Origin of the sequence: Bacteroides salyersiae (assembly GCF_031172035.1) — a bacterium.
GTDB lineage: Bacteria > Bacteroidota > Bacteroidia > Bacteroidales > Bacteroidaceae > Bacteroides > Bacteroides salyersiae.
Genome location: NZ_CP133452.1, coordinates 4,455,436 through 4,475,297, shown reverse-complemented (window position 1 = coordinate 4,475,297; position 19,862 = coordinate 4,455,436). Strand labels below are relative to the sequence as shown.

Here is a 19,862-nt window from a genome sequence, read left to right as displayed (position 1 = left end):
CGTATCTTCGCAGCATGAAAGAATATCGACTTACCGATTGGTTACCCACTACAAAAAAAGAAGTAGAATTGCGCGGGTGGGATGAGCTCGATGTTATCCTGTTTAGTGGAGATGCATATGTAGACCATCCTTCATTCGGACCGGCAGTGATCTGCCGTATCCTTGAAGCGCAAGGATTACGGGTAGCTATTGTTCCTCAACCGAATTGGCGTGATGACTTGCGCGATTTTAAGAAGTTGGGTCGCCCTCGTCTTTTTTTTGGTATCTCGGCAGGGTGTATGGATTCAATGGTGAATAAATACACGGCCAATAAGCGCCTTCGCAGCGAAGATGCCTACACTCCGGACGGTCGTCCGGATATGCGTCCGGAATATCCTTCGATTGTATATAGTCAGATATTGAAAAAAATCTATCCCGATGTCCCGGTAGTTTTAGGTGGAATCGAGGCGAGTTTGCGTCGGTTGAGTCATTATGACTATTGGCAGGATAAGGTGCAGAAAAGCATTCTATGTGACAGTGGTGCGGACTTACTTATCTATGGTATGGGTGAGAAACCGATTGTGGAGCTTTGCAAGCGTATGCAATCTTCTGTGGAGATACCGACAGATATTTTGCAAACAGCTTATTTGTGCAATGCGACTGAGATGGAATCTATCCGTGCGGAAGGAGATATAGAGCTTTATTCTCATGAAGAATGCCTGAAAGACAAAAAAAAACAGGCGGGTAATTTTCGACATATCGAAGAAGAGTCCAATAAATATGCTGCCTCACGTATACTGCAACGGGTCGATAAACGTGTGGTAGTCGTCAATCCGCCATATCCTCCTATGACACAGCAAGAACTGGATGGTTCGTTTGATTTACCGTATACACGTCTGCCGCATCCGAAATATAAAGGGAAGCGTATTCCTGCCTACGACATGATTAAGTTCTCGGTGAATATTCATCGCGGATGTTTTGGAGGATGTGCTTTTTGTACAATATCGGCACATCAAGGCAAATTTATTGTGAGCCGCAGTAAGGAATCTATTCTGAAAGAGGTAAAAGAGGTCATGCAATTGCCCGATTTTAAAGGATATCTCAGTGATTTGGGAGGTCCTTCGGCCAATATGTACAAAATGGGAGGAAAAGATGAGAATATTTGCCGGAAATGCAAGCGCCCGTCATGCATTCATCCTAAAGTTTGCCCTAATTTGAATACCGATCACCGCCCTTTGCTGGATATCTATTATGCGGTGGATGCGCTGCCAGGTATTAAAAAATCATTTATCGGTAGCGGGGTACGTTATGACCTGTTGTTGCATCAGAGTAAAGATCCTGCGGTCAATCAAAGTACTTCCGAATATACCCGTGAACTGATTGAAAAGCATGTAAGCGGACGGTTGAAAGTAGCACCGGAACATACCAGTGATCGTGTTCTCTCTATTATGCGTAAGCCTTCATTTAACCAGTTTGGAGAGTTTAAGAAGATATTCGATCGGATCAATTGCGAAAAAGGATTGCGCCAGCAGCTTATTCCTTATTTTATTTCCAGCCATCCCGGTTGTAAGGAAGAAGATATGGCAGAGTTGGCGGTTATTACCAAACGTCTGGATTTTCATCTGGAACAGGTACAGGATTTTACTCCTACACCAATGACGGTAGCAACGGAAGCTTGGTATACCGGATTTCATCCATATACTTTGGAGCCGGTATTTAGTGCTAAAACGCAAAAAGAAAAGCTGGCACAGCGACAGTTCTTTTTTTGGTATAAACCGGAGGAACGCCGGAATATCATAAATGAATTACGCCGTATCGGTCGGCAGGACCTGATTGATAAGCTTTATGGAAAGAGGTGAATTGAAAAATTAAAGAATGAAGGAATGAAAGAGTGAAAGAGTGAAAGAATTAAAATGGTATAATTTAGCATCCACTCGATAGATGAAAATGCTGCATAACTTGAAGGGAAAGAGGGAAGCCATACGAGATAAAAGTTATATCGAATTCATGTTAATCTATTAATTGTCTGAATGTTTCTTTCTTTCATTTTTTCATTCTTAAATTGGCACATTGGCACATTATTTAATTATTTAAAATGTCACGAGAGAAAATATTAATAAAAACTTCGTGGATAAGTACGATTGGTAATGCGGTACTTTCTGCGTCGAAAATTGTAATTGGTCTGTGGGCCGGTAGTTTGGCTGTACTCGGTGATGGTATTGATTCGGCAACGGATGTGGTTATTTCCATCGTTATGATTTTTACGGCGCGTGTTATCAGCCGGCCACCTTCCAAGAAGTATGTGTTCGGTTATGAAAAGGCCGAGGGTATTGCAACTAAGATATTGTCACTTGTGATCTTTTATGCCGGTGTACAAATGTTGTTGTCTGCAATTGGGAGTATTTTCTCAAATGAAACTAAAGAAATTCCTTCTCCCATTGCCATATATGTCACCTTGTTTTCTATTGCCGGCAAGTTGTTGCTGGCATCTTATCAATATAAACAAGGAAAGAAGATCAACAGTTCCTTACTTACGGCAAATGCAGTCAATATGCGTAATGATGTGGTCATCTCATCCGGAGTATTACTGGGGTTGATCTTTACTTTTATATTTAAACTGCCTATACTCGATTCAATCACTGGATTGATAATCAGTCTGTTCATTATAAAGTCTTCAGTGAACATCTTTATAGATTCCAATGTAGAATTGATGGATGGCGTTAAGGATGTCAATGTATATAATAAGATATTCAAAGCTGTAGAGCAAGTACCCGGTGCAGGCAATCCCCATCGTGTCCGATCGAGAATGATAGGGAATTTATATCTGATCACACTCGATATAGAAGTCGATCCCAAAATAACCATAACGCAGGCGCATGAGATTGCCGATTCTGTAGAGAAGAGCATTAAAGGTTCGATCGATAACGTTTATGATATTCTGGTACATGTAGAACCTGCCGGTAAATGTCAGACGGATGAAAGATTCGGTATAGATAAAGGTATGGTGGAATAATCCAAAAGTATATTATGGGTGACATACTGCCATATTTGGCATATTCCCCTGTGTAGGAAATGCATGTTAAAAGGGTTGTCATGTAATGAATGTAAATTTGTCAGTTCATGCCGTTAACCGCTGTTAATCAGTAAATATTCTCTGTTAAAAGAGGACAAAAAAGAGTGACAAGTGGAATAAGTGAATGATTTTTGTCGTTATTTTAACGTCATAAAGTTAAAACAAAACGGAATATTAACATTTTAAAGAATAAAAAGAATAGTATGAAACAGACAACAAGAAACATTTTAGGAGTAGGGGCTATCGTTCTGCTGAGTTCAGGAGTTGCAGGCATAACTACCTACAAAATGATGCAGGGGCAGGATACCGATAAGCAGATAGCATTTAATGAGGTGTTCCAGCAGAACCCTAATGTAAAATTGGCTGCTTTTGATGCAATCGATGCACAACCGGTAGATTTGACACAAGCGGCTGAAAATTCGCTTCATGCTGTAGTCCATATAAAATCAACTCAGACTTCAAAGACGCAGACCGTTCAGACACCTCCCGATATTTTTGATTTCTTTTTCGGTGATGGACGTGGCGGACAGCGTAGAGTACAAACTCCGGAACGTGTAGGTTTCGGTTCGGGGGTCATTATCTCTAAAGATGGATACATCGTAACGAACAATCACGTAATTGACGGAGCTGACGAAATAGCTGTGAAGTTGAATGATAACCGTGAATTTAAAGGACGTATCATCGGTACAGACCCGAGTACTGACCTTGCATTGGTGAAAATAGAATCGGATGATGATCTGCCTACCATTCCGGTTGGTGATTCTGAAGCGTTGAAAGTAGGAGAGTGGGTACTTGCAGTAGGTAACCCGTTTAATCTGAATTCTACTGTAACTGCCGGTATCGTAAGTGCAAAGGCCCGTACATTGGGTGTTTACAACGGTGGTATCGAATCGTTCATCCAGACGGATGCTGCGATCAACCAAGGTAACAGTGGTGGTGCGTTGGTTAATGCTAAAGGTGAATTGGTTGGAATCAACTCTGTGTTGTCATCTCCTACAGGTGCATATGCCGGGTATGGATTTGCTATCCCGACCAGCATTATGAAGAAAGTGGTTGCCGACTTGAAAGAATACGGTACTGTACAGCGTGCAATGTTAGGTATCGCAGGGGCTTCTTTGGGAACCAGTATTATGGAAGACCAGCAGCCTATCGATAAATCAGGTACTACACTTCGTGATAAAGCAAAAGAATTCGGTGTGGTAGATGGTGTTTGGGTTCGTGAAATTGTTGACGGTGGTTCTGCTGCCGGTGCCGATATCAAGGTAGACGACGTTATTATCGGTATTGATGAAAAGAAAGTACATAACTTTGCTGATTTGCAGGAAGCACTTGCTAAGCATCGTCCGGGTGACAAGGTGACTGTGAAGTTGATTCGCGATAAGAAAGAGAAGAATGTAGAGGTGATATTGAAGAATGAACAGGGAACTACCAAAGTAGTAAAGAATGCCGGAATGGAAATTCTGGGTGCAGCTTTCAGGGAGATTCCTGCTGATTTGAAGAAACAACTCAAGTTAGGATATGGTGTCGAAGTGACAGGAGTTACCAATGGAAAAATGAAGGATGCGGGTGTCCGTAAAGGTTTCATTATCTTGAAAGCTAATGGCGAGCAAATACGTAAAGTCAGTGATCTGGAAGAAGTGCTCAAGGCAGCTACTAAGTCACCGGATCAGGTATTGTTCCTCACCGGAATGTTCCCCTCTGGAAAACGTGCCAACTACGCCGTTGATCTGACTCAGGAATAAATGGGTAGTTTATAATTAATTTAAGGTAAGAAGATTGTAATATTAGCTAATGAATAAGAAAAAGAATGCCGACAGACAACTTGTCGGTGTTCTTTTTTGTTTCATAGTTAATAATAATGGTGAAAAAGTTACGTTAAGATAATAAGTTAACAAATTATTTGTTGTAACTTTGCACTCCAAATCTGTTTTATAAGAATGAGACAACTAAAGATTACCAAAAGTATCACTAACAGAGAGAGCGCTTCTCTTGATAAGTATTTGCAGGAAATAGGTCGTGAAGATCTCATCACTGTAGAAGAAGAGGTAGAGCTCGCTCAGCGTATTCGTAAGGGTGACCGTGTAGCGTTGGAAAAACTGACACGTGCCAATCTTCGTTTCGTCGTATCTGTGGCCAAGCAGTACCAGAACCAGGGTTTGAGTTTGCCGGATTTGATTAATGAAGGCAATTTAGGACTGATCAAGGCTGCCGAAAAGTTTGATGAAACACGTGGATTTAAGTTTATCAGTTACGCTGTATGGTGGATTCGCCAGTCTATTCTGCAAGCATTGGCAGAGCAGTCGCGAATTGTTCGTCTCCCATTGAACCAGGTAGGTTCGCTGAATAAAATCAGCAAAGCCTTTTCCAAGTTTGAGCAAGAGAACGAACGTCGTCCGTCTCCTGAAGAGTTGGCAGACGAACTGGAAATCCCGGTTGATAAAATCTCTGATACATTAAAGGTGTCCGGCCGTCATATTTCGGTGGATGCTCCGTTTGTTGAAGGAGAAGACAACAGCTTGCTGGATGTGCTGGTAAACGATGATTCGCCTATGGCGGATCGCTCTCTGGTAAATGAGTCTCTTGCGAGGGAAATTGATAGAGCTCTTTCTACGTTAACCGATAGAGAAAAAGAAATCATACAGATGTTTTTCGGTATCGGACAACAGGAAATGACATTAGAAGAAATCGGCGATAAGTTTGGCCTCACACGTGAGCGCGTTCGCCAGATAAAAGAAAAAGCAATCAGAAGATTAAGACAAAGTAATCGTAGTAAATTGCTCAAATCGTACTTGGGATAAGTCGATATATCAGTTTTCGAAAAAAGGTATTAGTCGTGTAAGTAAAAGTGTTTAGGGTAACAATCTTAAAACGTGCTTACACGACTTTTTTATGTCTTTGTAGAAGCGTATTCCTGTATTTTTACTTGTAAGTATACTGTCTTATGAATAAACCGGTTCGATTTTTGTTAGTTCTGTTTTTGGCTTTCATATTCTGTTTTATTGCACGTGGCAGATGTGGTGGAAGCGCCGATACTTTCTCTACTGGTGAATACAATCGTTTGAAGTTAAAGGCAGATTCTGCAAAAGTTTATTGTGTAGATAAGGGATTCAATACCAATTACTGTTTCTTGGTCGATTTCTGTATACATTCCGGCAAGAAAAGGTTTTTTGTTTGGGACTTTAGGGGTGATTCCGTCGTATATGCCAGCCTTTGTGCACATGGGTATGGGAAAAACAGTACTGCTTCCAAACCTGTATTCAGTAATGTGGAGGGAAGTTATTGTTCTTCTTTGGGACGCTATAAAGTCGGTATCCGTTCGTATAGCAAATGGGGAATCAACGTTCATTATAAATTGCACGGACTGGAACCGACGAATGACAATGCTTTCAAACGTGTAATTGTGCTTCATTCGTATGATCTTGTGCCTGCGACCGATATTTATCCGGTACATCTTCCATTGGGGATAAGCCAGGGATGTCCTGTGATATGCAATGATGTGATGCGAAAAGTAGACAAATTGCTAAAGGGTGAGGCTAAGCCGGTGTTGCTATGGATGTATCGTTAGTAATGCCATTTATTTGTGATAAATAAGGGATATTTCCTCTTTTTTGTTACCTTTGCCACGATAAAAACAATTCAGATATGAAATACGTAAAAATACTATTTGCCATAGCATTGGTGTTTACAATGTGTTCGGCGTTTTCACTAAAGAAAGGTTCTCACAAGCCTGTGTATGCCTTTGGCATTTCAGCATCGTTTACTGATACGGTGGTGTATTATACCGACATTCAGTTGTTGGATAGTGTTCATCTTGATAAGGGTGGTTTTTTGCCGCATCGTGAATTGTATAGCTACCAGTTGAAGAACTTCCTGGAGTTTGAAATGAACTTGCCTAATCGTACCTGTATGATTTATTTTTCCGATAATAAAAAGAAGATTGATAAGGAGGCTTTGAAAGTACTCGGAAAATATAAGAAGAATAAATCGATTGTTCTGCAAAAAATAGATCCGGAGAAGTTCCGGTTTACTAAACCGGAAGAGTAGTTCGGACGTTAATATATAAGAGATACATGGTTTGTATCTCTTATTTTTTTATCTTTGTACACATTGTAATAAATAAATTTAAAATGAAGCGACTGATTACACTTTCTTTCTTTTTCTATCTGGTAGTTTTTTTGGTATCTTGTCATGACGATGAAGAGCCTAAGATAAAAGCTTCAAGAACTGTTCTTATGTATTTGGTCGCAGATAATAGTATAAGTGATGATATATATCCTAACATTGCGTCGGTAGAAGAAGGGTTGAAAAATGCGGAGACTCCAGGGACTTTTGTGATTTATTGGGATGGAGGGAAGTATTATAGGAGTGAGTTTCCACAGCCTACTTTATTTAAATATGAAGTAGGGGAAGATGGAAAAGTGAGTGATCGGGTGATTATTCAAACATATAATGAACAGAATTCGCTGTCTCAGGATGTGATGCTTGATGTATTTAAAGATGTAGAAGAACTATGCCCTGCGGAATGTTATGGATTGATATTTGGATCTCATGCTACAGGATGGCTTCCGGTGGATCATAGTCGTACTCGGTCTTTTGGGGATGACGGTGGCTTAAAAATTGACATACCTGATTTGGCTGATGTGTTGGCACGTACTTCTATACATTTTGACTATATTTTGATGGATGCCTGTTTGATGTCACAGGTTGAAGTTGCATATGAACTTAGACATAGTGCCGATTATTTGATCCTTTCTCCGGCGGAGGTGATGAGTACCGGTTTTCCTTATAAAAATATTGTAAAGTATCTTTTGTCTGTTGACGATAAAGAAAGGAATGCAGTTTTATTAGCTCAGGCATATCTTGATTATTATAAAACACAAAGATTTCCTTGGGCCACAATTGCTGTTGTGAAGACTGATGAAATGGAGCTTTTGGCTGCAGTTACTCGTTCTATTATGCAAGAGAATATGGAGAATATTGCAAGTTTTACTCCATCTATGTTATCCTTATTTCAGAATAGATATGGGTATGGAAGAGGAGAACTAAGTCGTTCATCATATGATTTCAGAGCTTTTGTAAGTGAAGTGACCGGTGGAAATATTCCTTTAGCTTTTGAAGGACAACTTGGAAAAACTGTTATTTTCGAAGGGTATGTGAATGATTATCCATTGGTAAATATTGATGAAGATATGTATTCCGGTATTGGTTGCTATATTCCATACAAGTCTTTTACTAAATGGAATGCTTATTTTAAGAATTTACAGTGGTATTCTGCTGTGGGCTGGGATACTACTGAAGTCTTATTGGAATAAATATACTATGGAAAACACCTCAAATCTTATCCCTCCAACTCCGAAGCAAAAATATGTCCGTGGTTGGCTTTCCTTTTTTCTGTTTGTAGTAGGCTTTGGTTCATTGTTTAGTTTGATCATGTCCATTGTCGGTTTTAGTTCTGTAGACAACGTTGGTTTTATTACTTGTCTTTTTTCCGGTATCGATATTTTATTTTCTTTAGGTCTTGTGGCGTTAGCCGGTTATACCATTTATGCTTTTTTGTATATTCGGCCTAATGCCGTTTTTCTCGGAAAGTTATATGTTATCATTATTTTTATTTCCAATATGTTGGTTTTGTTGTCCGGTGAAATGCCGGATACAGGGTGGGATAGCCTTCCACAGGTGGTGAAAGCATTGGTTTGGAGTTTTATCTGGTTCAGTTATCTTTGTGTTTCCAGGCAGGTGGAGAATCTTTTTCCTAAAGAAGAACGTATGGTGTTCAAAAGAGATAAATATTTTGCGATTTCTTTACTGGTGATACCGGCCTTGCTTCTGCTAATTTATTTTATATCTTATTTAGGGAACAGTACTGCTGTGGTGTCTCTTTCTCCGGAAAAGGGAGAATATACCGACGGAGTTGTTGCTTTTCGTGCCCCGAAGGGCTTGTTGTGTGAAAGAGTAGATAGTATTTCCGATAACATATACCATTCCTTCGAATCGGGAGACAGTATTTGGGGAACAGTAGTAGGGGTATATGATACGAATACTACTGAAGCTTACTTCAAAGAGTGTGTGGACTCTTGGAGAGACACTGCGCTGGATGGTTATGATTTCTCCGTTCTTGATATGAATACCGGACTGGTGGATCATAATGTGTTGCGTATGCAGTCGATCCGATATATAACCGATCCGCGTCTGGTTTGGACATTTGCTGCTTTGTTTAGTCCGGAGACAGGGAAGGCGTGTATTATTTCTTGTTTTGCAACCACTCCGGTAGAAAGAACGGAGGGAGTGGTCAATGAGATGCTACAGACCATACGATTTAAATAGGTGGTGGAAAGTTCTTTTTTATTTTGATTTTATGGATAAAAAATCTATGTTTGTAGCACCGACAATATTGCGGTAATTAAAAAAACAGTAAGCAATGGAATATGCTGTAATCATCTATTACGTACTTGTTGAAGGAGAACAAGTCGTTGAAAGCCTGAATGTTAAGAAAAACATAGAGGCAAGTTCTCCGGAAGAGGCTATTGGTGTGGCTTATAAATTATTTGAAGCCGAAGTGGAAGCTGCGGATGAAGAATGTTATATTGTGTCGATAATTCCTAATGCTATGCACTAATGTATGATGTTTTCATATTTCGGATAATATGGATGTGATTGATAGGCTTGGCATGAGGTTTTTGTTGCAATATAATAAAGATCGTTTTTGCAGTATAGTTTATCTAAAAAATGTGATAATTATGGTTATTATTGCAGGGTAATATTGTTTTTAATGCAATAAAATAATTATTATTTCTGTCACATTTGTTACAGTTTTGATTCATGTATTTGCATTATCTTTGCAGAAAAATATGATTATGGAACAGTTACATGCACATGAAGTTCTCCACATGATGGAAGGAAATAGTTATTCAGAATCATCTTTGCGGAAAGCAATTGTAGATAAGTTTGGTGAATGTCAGCATTTTTATGCTTGTTCGGCAGATGATATGAATGTTGATGAATTAATCGAATTTCTTAAAAAGAAAGGTAAGTTTATGCCTGTGAGGGATGGATTTACCGTAGATGTATCTAAGGTTTGTAGTCACGAAACAGGTAAGTAGATTTTTATCGGTGGTACTGTTCACTATTTGAAGTGTGCCCCAAAAGTTTTATGTCTAACGGCAGTATCCATAATTTTGTGTAAATAGAAACGGGATTCAGTTATAAGTTCTCTTATATCTGAATTCTGTTTTCAAAAATAAGCATAAATTGATTCATAATCAATCCCCAGTTAGTAATCGGCATTGTCCATTTCTTCTCAATCTCCATCAGAGAAAGGTATACCATTTTCTTCACAGCATCATCCGAAGGGAATGAAAGTTTTGATTTAGTGTACTTTCTGATTTTTCCATTCAGATTTTCTATGAGGTTTGTTGTGTAGATTATTTTCCTGATTTCCAATGGGAACTGGAAGAAAACAGTCAGGTCATCCCAGTTATTCCTCCATGAGAGGATGGCATAAGGGTACTTCCCTCCCCATTTCTTTTCCAAATTATCCAGTTCCACGGCAGCAGCCTCCTTGTTGGGCGCGTTATAGATGTTCTTCATATCGGCTGTAAACTCTTTCTTGTCCTTGTAAACGACATATTTGCAGGAGTTCCTAATCTGATGTACGACACATATTTGCGTGGAAGATTGAGGAAATACGGCACGTATGGTGTCGGTAAATCCGTTCAGGTTGTCAGTGCAGGTAATCAGTATGTCCTGCACTCCGCGGGCCTTCAAATCTGTCAGGACACCCATCCAGAATGAAGAACTTTCTGATTTTCCCACCCACATGCCAAGGACTTCCTTCAAGCCGTTCTGTTTCAGACCGATACAGAGATAGACAGTCTTGTTGATGATTTTACCGTTGTCACGAACCTTGAAGACAATACCGTCCATCCAAACGATAAGATAGACCGGGTCCAAAGGGCGGTTCTGCCATTCCTGAGCAGCTTGATTGACTTTGTTCGTGATGATGGAAATGGCTGATGTGGACAGTTCTATCTCATAGATTTCACGCATCTCCTCTTCTATGTCGGACACGATCATTCCTTTGGCATATAGGGAGATAACAAGTTTTTCTATGGAAAGCCCACGACTCTCGTGTTTGGGAACAACTATGGGCTCGAATTCACCGTTACGGTCACGGGGAATAGGTATGACCGCTTCACCGTGTTCGGTTTGGATTTTCTTGGGGTAGCTGCCGTTACGGGAATTGCCGCTGTTATGACCGGAAACCGAATTCTTCTCATAACCCAGATGGGCATCCATCTCACCTTCAAGCATTTTCTCCAATACCTGCGCGTGTAACTGCTTCAGAAACTTGCTGACATCAGCTTCTGTTTTGAACTGGCTAAGGAACTCCTTACTTAATACCTCATCAGGCACTACATGATTCTTCTCTTTCATAATTTTCTTCATTTTGCAAAGCTATTAAATAAAAAATACGGAACCCATACTGAATCCCGTATTTTACATTTACACAAAATATTTTATAGTGCCTTTTATGTCTAACTTTTGGGGTGCACTTCATTTTTTGCCTTGTCCACTTTTTTGTGTAAATATCAAACTTCAGTATTCAAGTTTCATACTTGATTCCTGTTTTTTTCCTCATTCCGTTTTTTCTTTTTAATCTGTGTTTTTTTCTGTTCCCACAAAATAGTAGGCAGTAGCCACAAAATAGTGAGCATCCTCTTTTTAACATCGTTAATTTTTTTATCCCCTCCTGTATCCGGCCTTCATTTCCCCTTCCTGTCAATATTTGTCACAAGGCTTCTCCCTTTCTCCATCCTGAAAGGCTCCTTTTCTCTATTGAAAAATAGATACATCCGTCTTCTTTCTTAATGTGCTGTTTACCAACCTCTTGCCTTTTCTTCTTTTTTCCCGTAGAGAATCTCCCCGTTCCTCTACGAGTCTCCCTTCCTTCCTCTACGGGTTTCCGTCCTTTTCCCGTAGAGTCTTCCTTCCCTTGTTTCTAATCCGTTACATCCCCCTCTTTCCTCCCTTCCTTTCCCTTTCTCCTTGTGTAATGATAAATGCTTCTCCATGCGGCAACGGATTCTTTTCCACAAACCTTCCCTTCCTTTCAATCCGTTTCTTTCTTCATCGTCCCCTTTTTTCCTTCATTTTTCCCTTTTCACGCGCGTATATATATTATAATGTGTAGCCCTTTTTCCCTTCCTTTCCCTTCCTCTGTTTTTATGTTCTACAACATGTTTCATAATCAGCCCCTTACATATTTATTTTCATTTTATTCAAAAATAAACATTGAAATCTTTTGCTTGTATCGTAAAAAGGCCTACTTTTGCATCCGCTTAGCTGAAGAGCCTGAGCCTGTTTCTTTGACATATTGAAAGCGCATTCTCCAAGTTAACGGTTTAAACAAAAAAACTCCCTGAAAGTTTTGGAAGTAAAACAATAAATTCGTTATCTTTGCAGTCCGGTTCGCAAAAAAAAAGGTCGGTTTGGTGTGTCGGTTCTTTCTTTCCCTTTCGCAAGAGAGTCTTAGAGTAGAAAATCCGCAACCCGAAAAAAAAACTTCCGAAATATTTGGCGGTTTAAAATAAACCCCTTACCTTTGCACCCGCTTTTGAAAACAAAGCAACCATAGTTCTTTGAAATATTGATAAACAATACAAGTAGTACGATTCTGTCTTATTAAGTTATGACAGATTAAAAATTTAGAACCGTCAATGCTTATTAATATAGGTATTTAGAATGACGTCAATAGATTTACGGTATCCTGAACAGAGCAATATACTGCCGCGTTTTAATTGTTGATTCATTAATGATTGATTCGTGCAGTCACAATACTTTTACAATGAAGAGTTTGATCCTGGCTCAGGATGAACGCTAGCTACAGGCTTAACACATGCAAGTCGAGGGGCATCAGGGTGTAGCAATACACCGCTGGCGACCGGCGCACGGGTGAGTAACACGTATCCAACCTGCCCTTTACTCGGGGATAGCCTTTCGAAAGAAAGATTAATACCCGATGGTATAACATGACCTCCTGGTTTTGTTATTAAAGAATTTCGGTAGAGGATGGGGATGCGTTCCATTAGGCAGTTGGCGGGGTAACGGCCCACCAAACCTTCGATGGATAGGGGTTCTGAGAGGAAGGTCCCCCACATTGGAACTGAGACACGGTCCAAACTCCTACGGGAGGCAGCAGTGAGGAATATTGGTCAATGGGCGAGAGCCTGAACCAGCCAAGTAGCGTGAAGGATGACCGCCCTATGGGTTGTAAACTTCTTTTATATGGGAATAAAGGGTGCCACGTGTGGCATTTTGTATGTACCATATGAATAAGGATCGGCTAACTCCGTGCCAGCAGCCGCGGTAATACGGAGGATCCGAGCGTTATCCGGATTTATTGGGTTTAAAGGGAGCGTAGGTGGACATGTAAGTCAGTTGTGAAAGTTTGCGGCTCAACCGTAAAATTGCAGTTGAAACTGCGTGTCTTGAGTACAGTAGAGGTGGGCGGAATTCGTGGTGTAGCGGTGAAATGCTTAGATATCACGAAGAACTCCGATTGCGAAGGCAGCTCACTGGACTGCAACTGACACTGATGCTCGAAAGTGTGGGTATCAAACAGGATTAGATACCCTGGTAGTCCACACAGTAAACGATGAATACTCGCTGTTTGCGATATACAGTAAGCGGCCAAGCGAAAGCATTAAGTATTCCACCTGGGGAGTACGCCGGCAACGGTGAAACTCAAAGGAATTGACGGGGGCCCGCACAAGCGGAGGAACATGTGGTTTAATTCGATGATACGCGAGGAACCTTACCCGGGCTTAAATTGCAAATGAATATGCCGGAAACGGCATAGCCGCAAGGCATTTGTGAAGGTGCTGCATGGTTGTCGTCAGCTCGTGCCGTGAGGTGTCGGCTTAAGTGCCATAACGAGCGCAACCCTTATCTTCAGTTACTAACAGGTCATGCTGAGGACTCTGGAGAGACTGCCGTCGTAAGATGTGAGGAAGGTGGGGATGACGTCAAATCAGCACGGCCCTTACGTCCGGGGCTACACACGTGTTACAATGGGGGGTACAGAAGGCCGCTACACAGCGATGTGATGCCAATCCCTAAAGCCCCTCTCAGTTCGGATCGAAGTCTGCAACCCGACTTCGTGAAGCTGGATTCGCTAGTAATCGCGCATCAGCCACGGCGCGGTGAATACGTTCCCGGGCCTTGTACACACCGCCCGTCAAGCCATGGGAGCCGGGGGTACCTGAAGTACGTAACCGCAAGGAGCGTCCTAGGGTAAAACTGGTGACTGGGGCTAAGTCGTAACAAGGTAGCCGTACCGGAAGGTGCGGCTGGAACACCTCCTTTCTGGAGCGATGCCGTAAAGGGCGTCCATTTCCGGTTCTGAATGTACTACTGGTACTTGTTTATTTATAGCATATAGATCGACCGTCTATATTATATTATAGATAGAGATAAACAAGAGAAAGAAGAAGCCGAGCCGCATGGCGAGGTTGAACTAGTCCTATAGCTCAGTTGGTTAGAGCGCTACACTGATAATGTAGAGGTCGGCAGTTCAACTCTGCCTGGGACTACTTCCGCAAGTCGACGCCTGGTGGATTGCGGGTTTGAAACTAAGTTTTCAACTCTCAACTTCCAACTTTCAACTTGTACGAAGGGGGATTAGCTCAGCTGGCTAGAGCATCTGCCTTGCACGCAGAGGGTCAACGGTTCGAATCCGTTATTCTCCACTCCGCTTCGGATTGCCGGTTGTCAAAGGACGACTGACAGTTTAGGGCAAACGATCTTTGACATGATGTACAAAAAGTAAATTTTAGTAAAGAGCTAAAAGTATATATCAAACCGTAGTGTTTCGATTTTGGATTCCTGATTATTGATTTTTAAATTCTTAATTATTGATTTCAAATCGATCCGGTGATATGAAGAAAGTAAGAAAGGGCGCATGGCGGATGCCTTGGCTCTCGGAGGCGATGAAGGACGTGATAAGCTGCGATAAGCTGCGGGTAGGTGCAAATAACCTTTGATCCGCGGATTTCCGAATGGGACAACCCAACCGGTTGAAGACCGGTTATCTATCCAATGATAGAGGCTAACGCAGGGAACTGAAACATCTTAGTACCTGCAGGAAAAGAAAATAAACAATGATTCCCCTAGTAGTGGCGAGCGAACGGGGATTAGCCCAAACCATGGATGTCACGGCATCCATGGGGTTGTAGGACCACGATGTCGCAAGACATCTGACGAATGGAATCCTCTGGAAAGAGGAGCCGTAGACGGTGATAGCCCGGTACATGAAGTCAGACGAAGCGTAGTGGTATCCTGAGTAGCGCGGAGCACGAGGAATTCTGCGTGAACCAGCCGGGACCATCCGGTAAGGCTAAATACTCCCGAGAGACCGATAGCGAACCAGTACTGTGAAGGAAAGGTGAAAAGCACTTCGAATAGAAGAGTGAAATAGTCCCTGAAACCGTGCGCCTACAAGCGGTCGGAGCTGTTTTAAACAGTGACGGCGTGCCTTTTGCATAATGAACCTACGAGTTACTTTTACTGGCAAGGTTAAGCATCTTGAGATGTGTATCCGAAGCGAAAGCGAGTCTGAACAGGGCGTATAGTCAGTAGGAGTAGACGCGAAACCAAGTGATCTACCCTTGGGCAGGTTGAAGGTTAGGTAACACTAACTGGAGGACCGAACCGATAAGCGTTGAAAAGCTTCCGGATGACCTGAGGGTGGGGGTGAAAGGCTAATCAAACTTGGAGATAGCTCGTACTCCCCGAAATGCATTTAGGTGCAGCCTTGTGAGTTACTAATGTGAGGTAGAGCGACTGATAAGATGCGAGGGCTTCGCCGCCTATCAAGTCTTGATAAACTCCGAATGCGCATTAGTCCTATCACAGGAGTGAGGGCATGGGTGCTAAGGTCCATGTCCGAAAGGAGAAGAATCCAGACCATCAGCTAAGGTCCCCAAATAAATGCTAAGTTGAACTAACGAAGTCAGATTGCTAAGACAGCTAGGATGTTGGCTTGGAAGCAGCCATTCATTTAAAGAGTGCGTAACAGCTCACTAGTCGAGGAGTTTGGCGTGGATAATAATCGGGCATCAAGCATTTTACCGAAGCTATGGGATACGTAAGTATCGGTAGGGGAGCATTCCACTCTGCGTCGAAGGTGAAGCGCGAGCTTTGCTGGAGCGTGTGGAAAAGCAAATGTAGGTATAAGTAACGATAAAGGGGGTGGGAAACCCCCTCGCCGAAAGACTAAGGTTTCCTGATCAACGCTAATCGGATCAGGGTTAGTCGGGTCCTAAGGCTCAGCCGAACGGTGATGCCGATGGCAGAACAGGTTAATATTCCTGTACTACCTTAAGGAGTGACGTGGAGACGGAGTCGTGACAGCGCCGCGGACTGACGGAATAGTCCGTTGAAGGGTGTAGATGTTGATTGCGGCAGGCAAATCCACCGCAAGAGTCGAACCTGATAGTATGGAGCGTTCTTCTGAACAATCCAATAGTGCGTGTAATCATACTCCCAAGAAAATCCGCTAAACTTAATCCTTGAGGTACCCGTACCGTAAACGGACACACGTAGTCGGGTTGAATATACTAAGGCGCTTGAGTGATTCACGGTTAAGGAACTAGGCAAATTGACCCTGTAACTTCGGGATAAAGGGTCCCTGCTGAGAGGTAGGGCGCAGAGAATAGGTCCAGGCAACTGTTTAACAAAAACACAGGGCTGTGCAAAATTGAAAGATCACGTATACAGCCTGACACCTGCCCGGTGCTGGAAGGTTAAGAGGAGATGTCATCGCAAGAGAAGCATTGAATTGAAGCCCCAGTAAACGGCGGCCGTAACTATAACGGTCCTAAGGTAGCGAAATTCCTTGTCGGGTAAGTTCCGACCTGCACGAATGGTGTAATGATCTGGACACTGTCTCAACCGTGAGCTCAGTGAAATTGTAGTATCGGTGAAGATGCCGATTACCCGCGATGGGACGAAAAGACCCCGTGAACCTTTACTATAGCTTAACATTGAATTTGGGTAATTGATGTGTAGGATAGGCCGGAGACTTTGAAGCGGGTACGCCAGTATCTGTGGAGTCGCTGTTGAAATACGGCCCTTTGATTATTTGAGTTCTAACTCGTTGTCACGAGGACACTGTTTGGTGGGTAGTTTGACTGGGGTGGTCGCCTCCAAAAGTGTAACGGAGGCTTCTAAAGGTGCCCTCAGGACGATTGGTAACCGTCCGCAGAGTGTAATGGCATAAGGGCGCTTGACTGGGAGACTCACAAGTCGATCAGGTAGGAAACTAGAGCATAGTGATCCGGTGTTTCCGCATGGAAGGGACATCGCTCAAAGGATAAAAGGTACTCCGGGGATAACAGGCTGATCCCTCCCAAGAGCTCATATCGACGGAGGGGTTTGGCACCTCGATGTCGGCTCGTCACATCCTGGGGCTGGAGAAGGTCCCAAGGGTTGGGCTGTTCGCCCATTAAAGTGGCACGCGAGCTGGGTTCAGAACGTCGTGAGACAGTTCGGTCTCTATCTATCGTGGGCGTATGAAATTTGCGTGGCTCTGACACTAGTACGAGAGGACCGTGTTGGACTGACCTCTGGTTTACCGGTTGTGCCGCCAGGTGCATTGCCGGGTATCTAAGTCGGGATTGGATAAGTGCTGAAAGCATCTAAGTACGAAGCCAGCCACAAGATTAGATTTCTCAGGGTCGTCAGAGACGATGACGTTGATAGGAGGCAGGTGTAAAGGTAGTAATATCAAAGCCGAGCCTTACTAATTGCCCGTTGACTTTCTTTTTGTCACGATGGTTTCATATATACGTTTAGCCTGCTGCTGCTGCGGCTTTTGAATTTACTTTTTTCCGTCATGTCTACCTTATTCAGGTGACTATAGCACCGGGGTTCCACCTCTTCCCATTCCGAACAGAGAAGTTAAGCCCGGTCACGCCGATGGTACTGCGTAACAGTGGGAGAGTAGGTAGTCGCCGTTTTTTTTCTGAAGGATCCCCTTGCAACCCGGAATACGGGGGCAAGGGGATTTCTGTGTTTAGGGGTATTGGAAGGAATTGGGGGGGAGAAGAAAGAGGGGAGATGGGAGAATGGAGAGGGGAGAAGTGCTATGCAGCGTGACAGCGCAGCCTGCTTCTCACATCTCAATTCTCACATCTCCCTTTTTTAAATTCTCCCTTTTCCTTTCTTTTTGACTATTCTTTTGCTCTTATTGAACAGTTTTCTTCTTGTTTTCCCTTTTTTTATAAGATTGATTTTCGTACTTTTGGCAAAAATCTAATTGAAGCAATAGATATTATAATATAAACTTCTAAATAGTCCGTGAATATGGAAAACAAAATTCAAGAGTTGACCGATAAGATTTATCGTGAAGGCGTAGAAAAAGGTAACGCAGAAGCCCAACGTCTTATCGCAAATGCTCAGGAAGAAGCGAAAAAGATCGTCGAAGATGCTCATAAAGAAGCGGAATCGATTATCGCCACCTCTCGTAAGTCTGCCGACGAAATGGCAGAGAATACTAAATCGGAGTTAAAATTATTTGCCGGTCAAGCTGTCAATGCTTTGAAATCGGAGATTGCTACCATGGTGACCGACAAGATTGTGACGGCTCCCGTGAAGGAATTTGCGCAGAATAAGGACTTCTTGAATGCTTTTATTGTAGCGTTGGCTACCAAATGGAGCGTAGACGAACCGATTGTTATTTCGACTGCGGATGCAGAGTCTTTGAAAAAATACTTTGCTGCCAATGCGAAAGCCCTGTTAGATAAAGGTGTAAAGATAGAACAGGTGAATGGTATCAAAACGCTGTTCTCCGTTTCTCCGGCAGACGGTTCGTATAAAGTGAACTTCGGGGAAGAAGAATTTATGAACTACTTCAAAGAGTTCCTGCGTCCTCAGTTGGTAGAAATGCTATTCTAAAGAGAACCATTATGAGTAAATACTATTACTTGGTAGCCGGTTTGCCCGAACTCACTCTTGAGGATAGCAAACTGAGTTATACAGTAGCCGATTTTAAAACAGAAATTTATCCTGGGCTTTCTTCTTCAGACCAGAAGCTGATCGATCTGTTCTATCTGAAATTCGATAATGCCAATGTCTTGAAATTACTGAAAGACAAAGATGCAGTTATCGATTTGCGTGGAAACTTCTCCGCAGCAGAATTGAATGAGTACATCGCTACTATCAAAGAAGGCGGTGAAGTCAGCGCTAAAGAATTTCCTTCTTACCTATCCGTTTTTATTTCCGATTATTTCAATACACCAGCCGAAAGTGCGGTGCTCCACGAAGACCATCTGGCAGCCCTGTATTATGAGTATGCCATGAAATGTGGAAATAAGTTCGTCTCTTCCTGGTTTGAGTTCAATCTGACGATTAATAATATTCTGATTGCGTTTTCTGCTCGTAAATATAAATGGGACATCGCTCAGAATGTGGTAGGCAACACGGAAGTGTGCGAAGCATTGCGTACATCCGGAGCCCGCGATTTCGGACTTTCCGGTGAAGTGGATTGTTTGGAACAATTGATGAAAATCAGCGAAATAACCGAATTGGTGGAGCGTGAGAAGAAACTCGATTCATTGCGTTGGAACTGGATGGAAGAAGCGACGTTCTTCGATTACTTTACGGTAGAGCGTATTTTTGCATTCCTGCTGCAACTCGAGATGATTGAACGTTGGATAGCGTTGGATAAAGAAAAAGGAAATCAACTCTTCCGGAGCATTATCGATGCATTGAAAGATGAAGTGCAGATTCCCGCAGAATTCAGATAAAATAA

13 protein-coding genes, 2 tRNA genes and 3 rRNA genes are annotated in these 19,862 nt (G+C 42.4%); 17 read left to right on the top strand and 1 reads right to left on the bottom strand.

Annotated features, from left to right (window positions below):
• The first annotated feature begins 14 nt into the window (after nt 1-14).
• From RB604_RS17025 to RB604_RS16980, 10 genes are all read left to right on the top strand, one after another.
• Nucleotides 15-1,838: a YgiQ family radical SAM protein gene (locus tag RB604_RS17025; protein ID WP_007482090.1), complete on the top strand. Its 1,824-nt coding sequence runs from the start codon at nt 15-17 to the stop codon at nt 1,836-1,838.
• Nucleotides 1,839-2,074: 236 nt separating this feature from the next.
• Nucleotides 2,075-2,992 carry a cation diffusion facilitator family transporter gene (locus RB604_RS17020; RefSeq protein WP_005931143.1) on the top strand — a complete coding sequence of 306 codons (918 nt, stop codon included), beginning with the start codon at nt 2,075-2,077 and terminating at the stop codon, nt 2,990-2,992.
• 263 nt (nt 2,993-3,255) lie between these two features.
• The gene (locus tag RB604_RS17015; protein WP_005931145.1) at nt 3,256-4,794 is read left to right on the top strand and encodes a trypsin-like peptidase domain-containing protein; all 1,539 of its coding nucleotides are present in this window, start codon (nt 3,256-3,258) and stop codon (nt 4,792-4,794) included.
• 195 nt (nt 4,795-4,989) lie between these two features.
• Nucleotides 4,990-5,850 (top strand): sigma-70 family RNA polymerase sigma factor, encoded by an 861-nt coding sequence (locus tag RB604_RS17010; protein WP_002561589.1) that lies wholly within the window; start codon nt 4,990-4,992, stop codon nt 5,848-5,850.
• Nucleotides 5,851-5,993: 143 nt separating this feature from the next.
• Complete coding sequence (locus RB604_RS17005) at nt 5,994-6,617, top strand: murein L,D-transpeptidase catalytic domain-containing protein (protein ID WP_025819574.1); 624 nt, start codon at nt 5,994-5,996, stop codon at nt 6,615-6,617.
• A 77-nt stretch (nt 6,618-6,694) separates the two neighbouring features.
• Nucleotides 6,695-7,096: a hypothetical protein gene (locus RB604_RS17000; protein WP_005931154.1), complete on the top strand. Its 402-nt coding sequence runs from the start codon at nt 6,695-6,697 to the stop codon at nt 7,094-7,096.
• Between the two features lie 83 nt (nt 7,097-7,179).
• Complete coding sequence (locus tag RB604_RS16995) at nt 7,180-8,364, top strand: clostripain-related cysteine peptidase (protein WP_007482108.1); 1,185 nt, start codon at nt 7,180-7,182, stop codon at nt 8,362-8,364.
• Nucleotides 8,365-8,371: 7 nt separating this feature from the next.
• Entirely contained in the window at nt 8,372-9,376 is a 1,005-nt protein-coding gene (locus tag RB604_RS16990; RefSeq protein ID WP_055294316.1) for a hypothetical protein, read from the top strand.
• A gap of 94 nt (nt 9,377-9,470) precedes the next feature.
• Nucleotides 9,471-9,668 carry a hypothetical protein gene (locus RB604_RS16985; protein ID WP_005931162.1) on the top strand — a complete coding sequence of 66 codons (198 nt, stop codon included), beginning with the start codon at nt 9,471-9,473 and terminating at the stop codon, nt 9,666-9,668.
• 238 nt (nt 9,669-9,906) lie between these two features.
• Complete coding sequence (locus tag RB604_RS16980; protein WP_005931164.1) at nt 9,907-10,152, top strand: YecH family metal-binding protein; 246 nt, start codon at nt 9,907-9,909, stop codon at nt 10,150-10,152.
• 112 nt (nt 10,153-10,264) lie between these two features.
• On the opposite strand, the gene RB604_RS16975 is transcribed toward RB604_RS16980, so the two are convergent.
• Entirely contained in the window at nt 10,265-11,485 is a 1,221-nt protein-coding gene (locus RB604_RS16975) for an IS256 family transposase (protein WP_444859570.1), read from the bottom strand.
• A gap of 1,408 nt (nt 11,486-12,893) precedes the next feature.
• On the opposite strand from RB604_RS16975, the gene RB604_RS16970 reads away from it, so the two are divergent.
• From RB604_RS16970 to RB604_RS16940, 7 genes are all read left to right on the top strand, one after another.
• Nucleotides 12,894-14,416, top strand: a 16S ribosomal RNA gene (locus tag RB604_RS16970).
• 153 nt (nt 14,417-14,569) lie between these two features.
• Nucleotides 14,570-14,643: transfer RNA gene (locus RB604_RS16965), tRNA-Ile, on the top strand.
• Nucleotides 14,644-14,725: 82 nt separating this feature from the next.
• Nucleotides 14,726-14,799: transfer RNA gene (locus RB604_RS16960), tRNA-Ala, on the top strand.
• A 192-nt stretch (nt 14,800-14,991) separates the two neighbouring features.
• Nucleotides 14,992-17,876 (top strand): 23S ribosomal RNA (locus RB604_RS16955).
• Between the two features lie 82 nt (nt 17,877-17,958).
• A 5S ribosomal RNA gene (gene rrf / locus RB604_RS16950) occupies nt 17,959-18,069 on the top strand.
• The 16S, 23S and 5S rRNA genes sit together here with 2 tRNA genes alongside, the layout of an rRNA operon.
• A gap of 346 nt (nt 18,070-18,415) precedes the next feature.
• The gene (locus RB604_RS16945; protein WP_005931169.1) at nt 18,416-19,006 is read left to right on the top strand and encodes a V-type ATP synthase subunit E family protein; all 591 of its coding nucleotides are present in this window, start codon (nt 18,416-18,418) and stop codon (nt 19,004-19,006) included.
• An 11-nt stretch (nt 19,007-19,017) separates the two neighbouring features.
• Nucleotides 19,018-19,857 (top strand): DUF2764 domain-containing protein, encoded by an 840-nt coding sequence (locus RB604_RS16940; RefSeq protein ID WP_005931171.1) that lies wholly within the window; start codon nt 19,018-19,020, stop codon nt 19,855-19,857.
• Nucleotides 19,858-19,862: the final 5 nt, after the last annotated feature.

Bases quoted from the DNA above. Each gene is read 5' to 3' on its own strand.
- RB604_RS16990 (WP_055294316.1), top strand. From the start codon at position 8,372: ATGGAAAACACCTCAAATCTTATCCCTCCAACTCCGAAGCAAAAATAT.
- RB604_RS16980 (WP_005931164.1), top strand. From the start codon at position 9,907: ATGGAACAGTTACATGCACATGAAGTTCTCCACATGATGGAAGGAAAT.
- RB604_RS16995 (WP_007482108.1), top strand. From the start codon at position 7,180: ATGAAGCGACTGATTACACTTTCTTTCTTTTTCTATCTGGTAGTTTTT.
- RB604_RS16985 (WP_005931162.1), top strand. From the start codon at position 9,471: ATGGAATATGCTGTAATCATCTATTACGTACTTGTTGAAGGAGAACAA.
- RB604_RS16975 (WP_444859570.1), bottom strand. From the start codon at position 11,485: ATGAAAGAGAAGAATCATGTAGTGCCTGATGAGGTATTAAGTAAGGAG.
- RB604_RS17020 (WP_005931143.1), top strand. From the start codon at position 2,075: ATGTCACGAGAGAAAATATTAATAAAAACTTCGTGGATAAGTACGATT.
- RB604_RS17015 (WP_005931145.1), top strand. From the start codon at position 3,256: ATGAAACAGACAACAAGAAACATTTTAGGAGTAGGGGCTATCGTTCTG.
- RB604_RS16945 (WP_005931169.1), top strand. From the start codon at position 18,416: ATGGAAAACAAAATTCAAGAGTTGACCGATAAGATTTATCGTGAAGGC.
- RB604_RS17005 (WP_025819574.1), top strand. From the start codon at position 5,994: ATGAATAAACCGGTTCGATTTTTGTTAGTTCTGTTTTTGGCTTTCATA.
- RB604_RS17025 (WP_007482090.1), top strand. From the start codon at position 15: ATGAAAGAATATCGACTTACCGATTGGTTACCCACTACAAAAAAAGAA.
- RB604_RS17010 (WP_002561589.1), top strand. From the start codon at position 4,990: ATGAGACAACTAAAGATTACCAAAAGTATCACTAACAGAGAGAGCGCT.
- RB604_RS17000 (WP_005931154.1), top strand. From the start codon at position 6,695: ATGAAATACGTAAAAATACTATTTGCCATAGCATTGGTGTTTACAATG.
- RB604_RS16940 (WP_005931171.1), top strand. From the start codon at position 19,018: ATGAGTAAATACTATTACTTGGTAGCCGGTTTGCCCGAACTCACTCTT.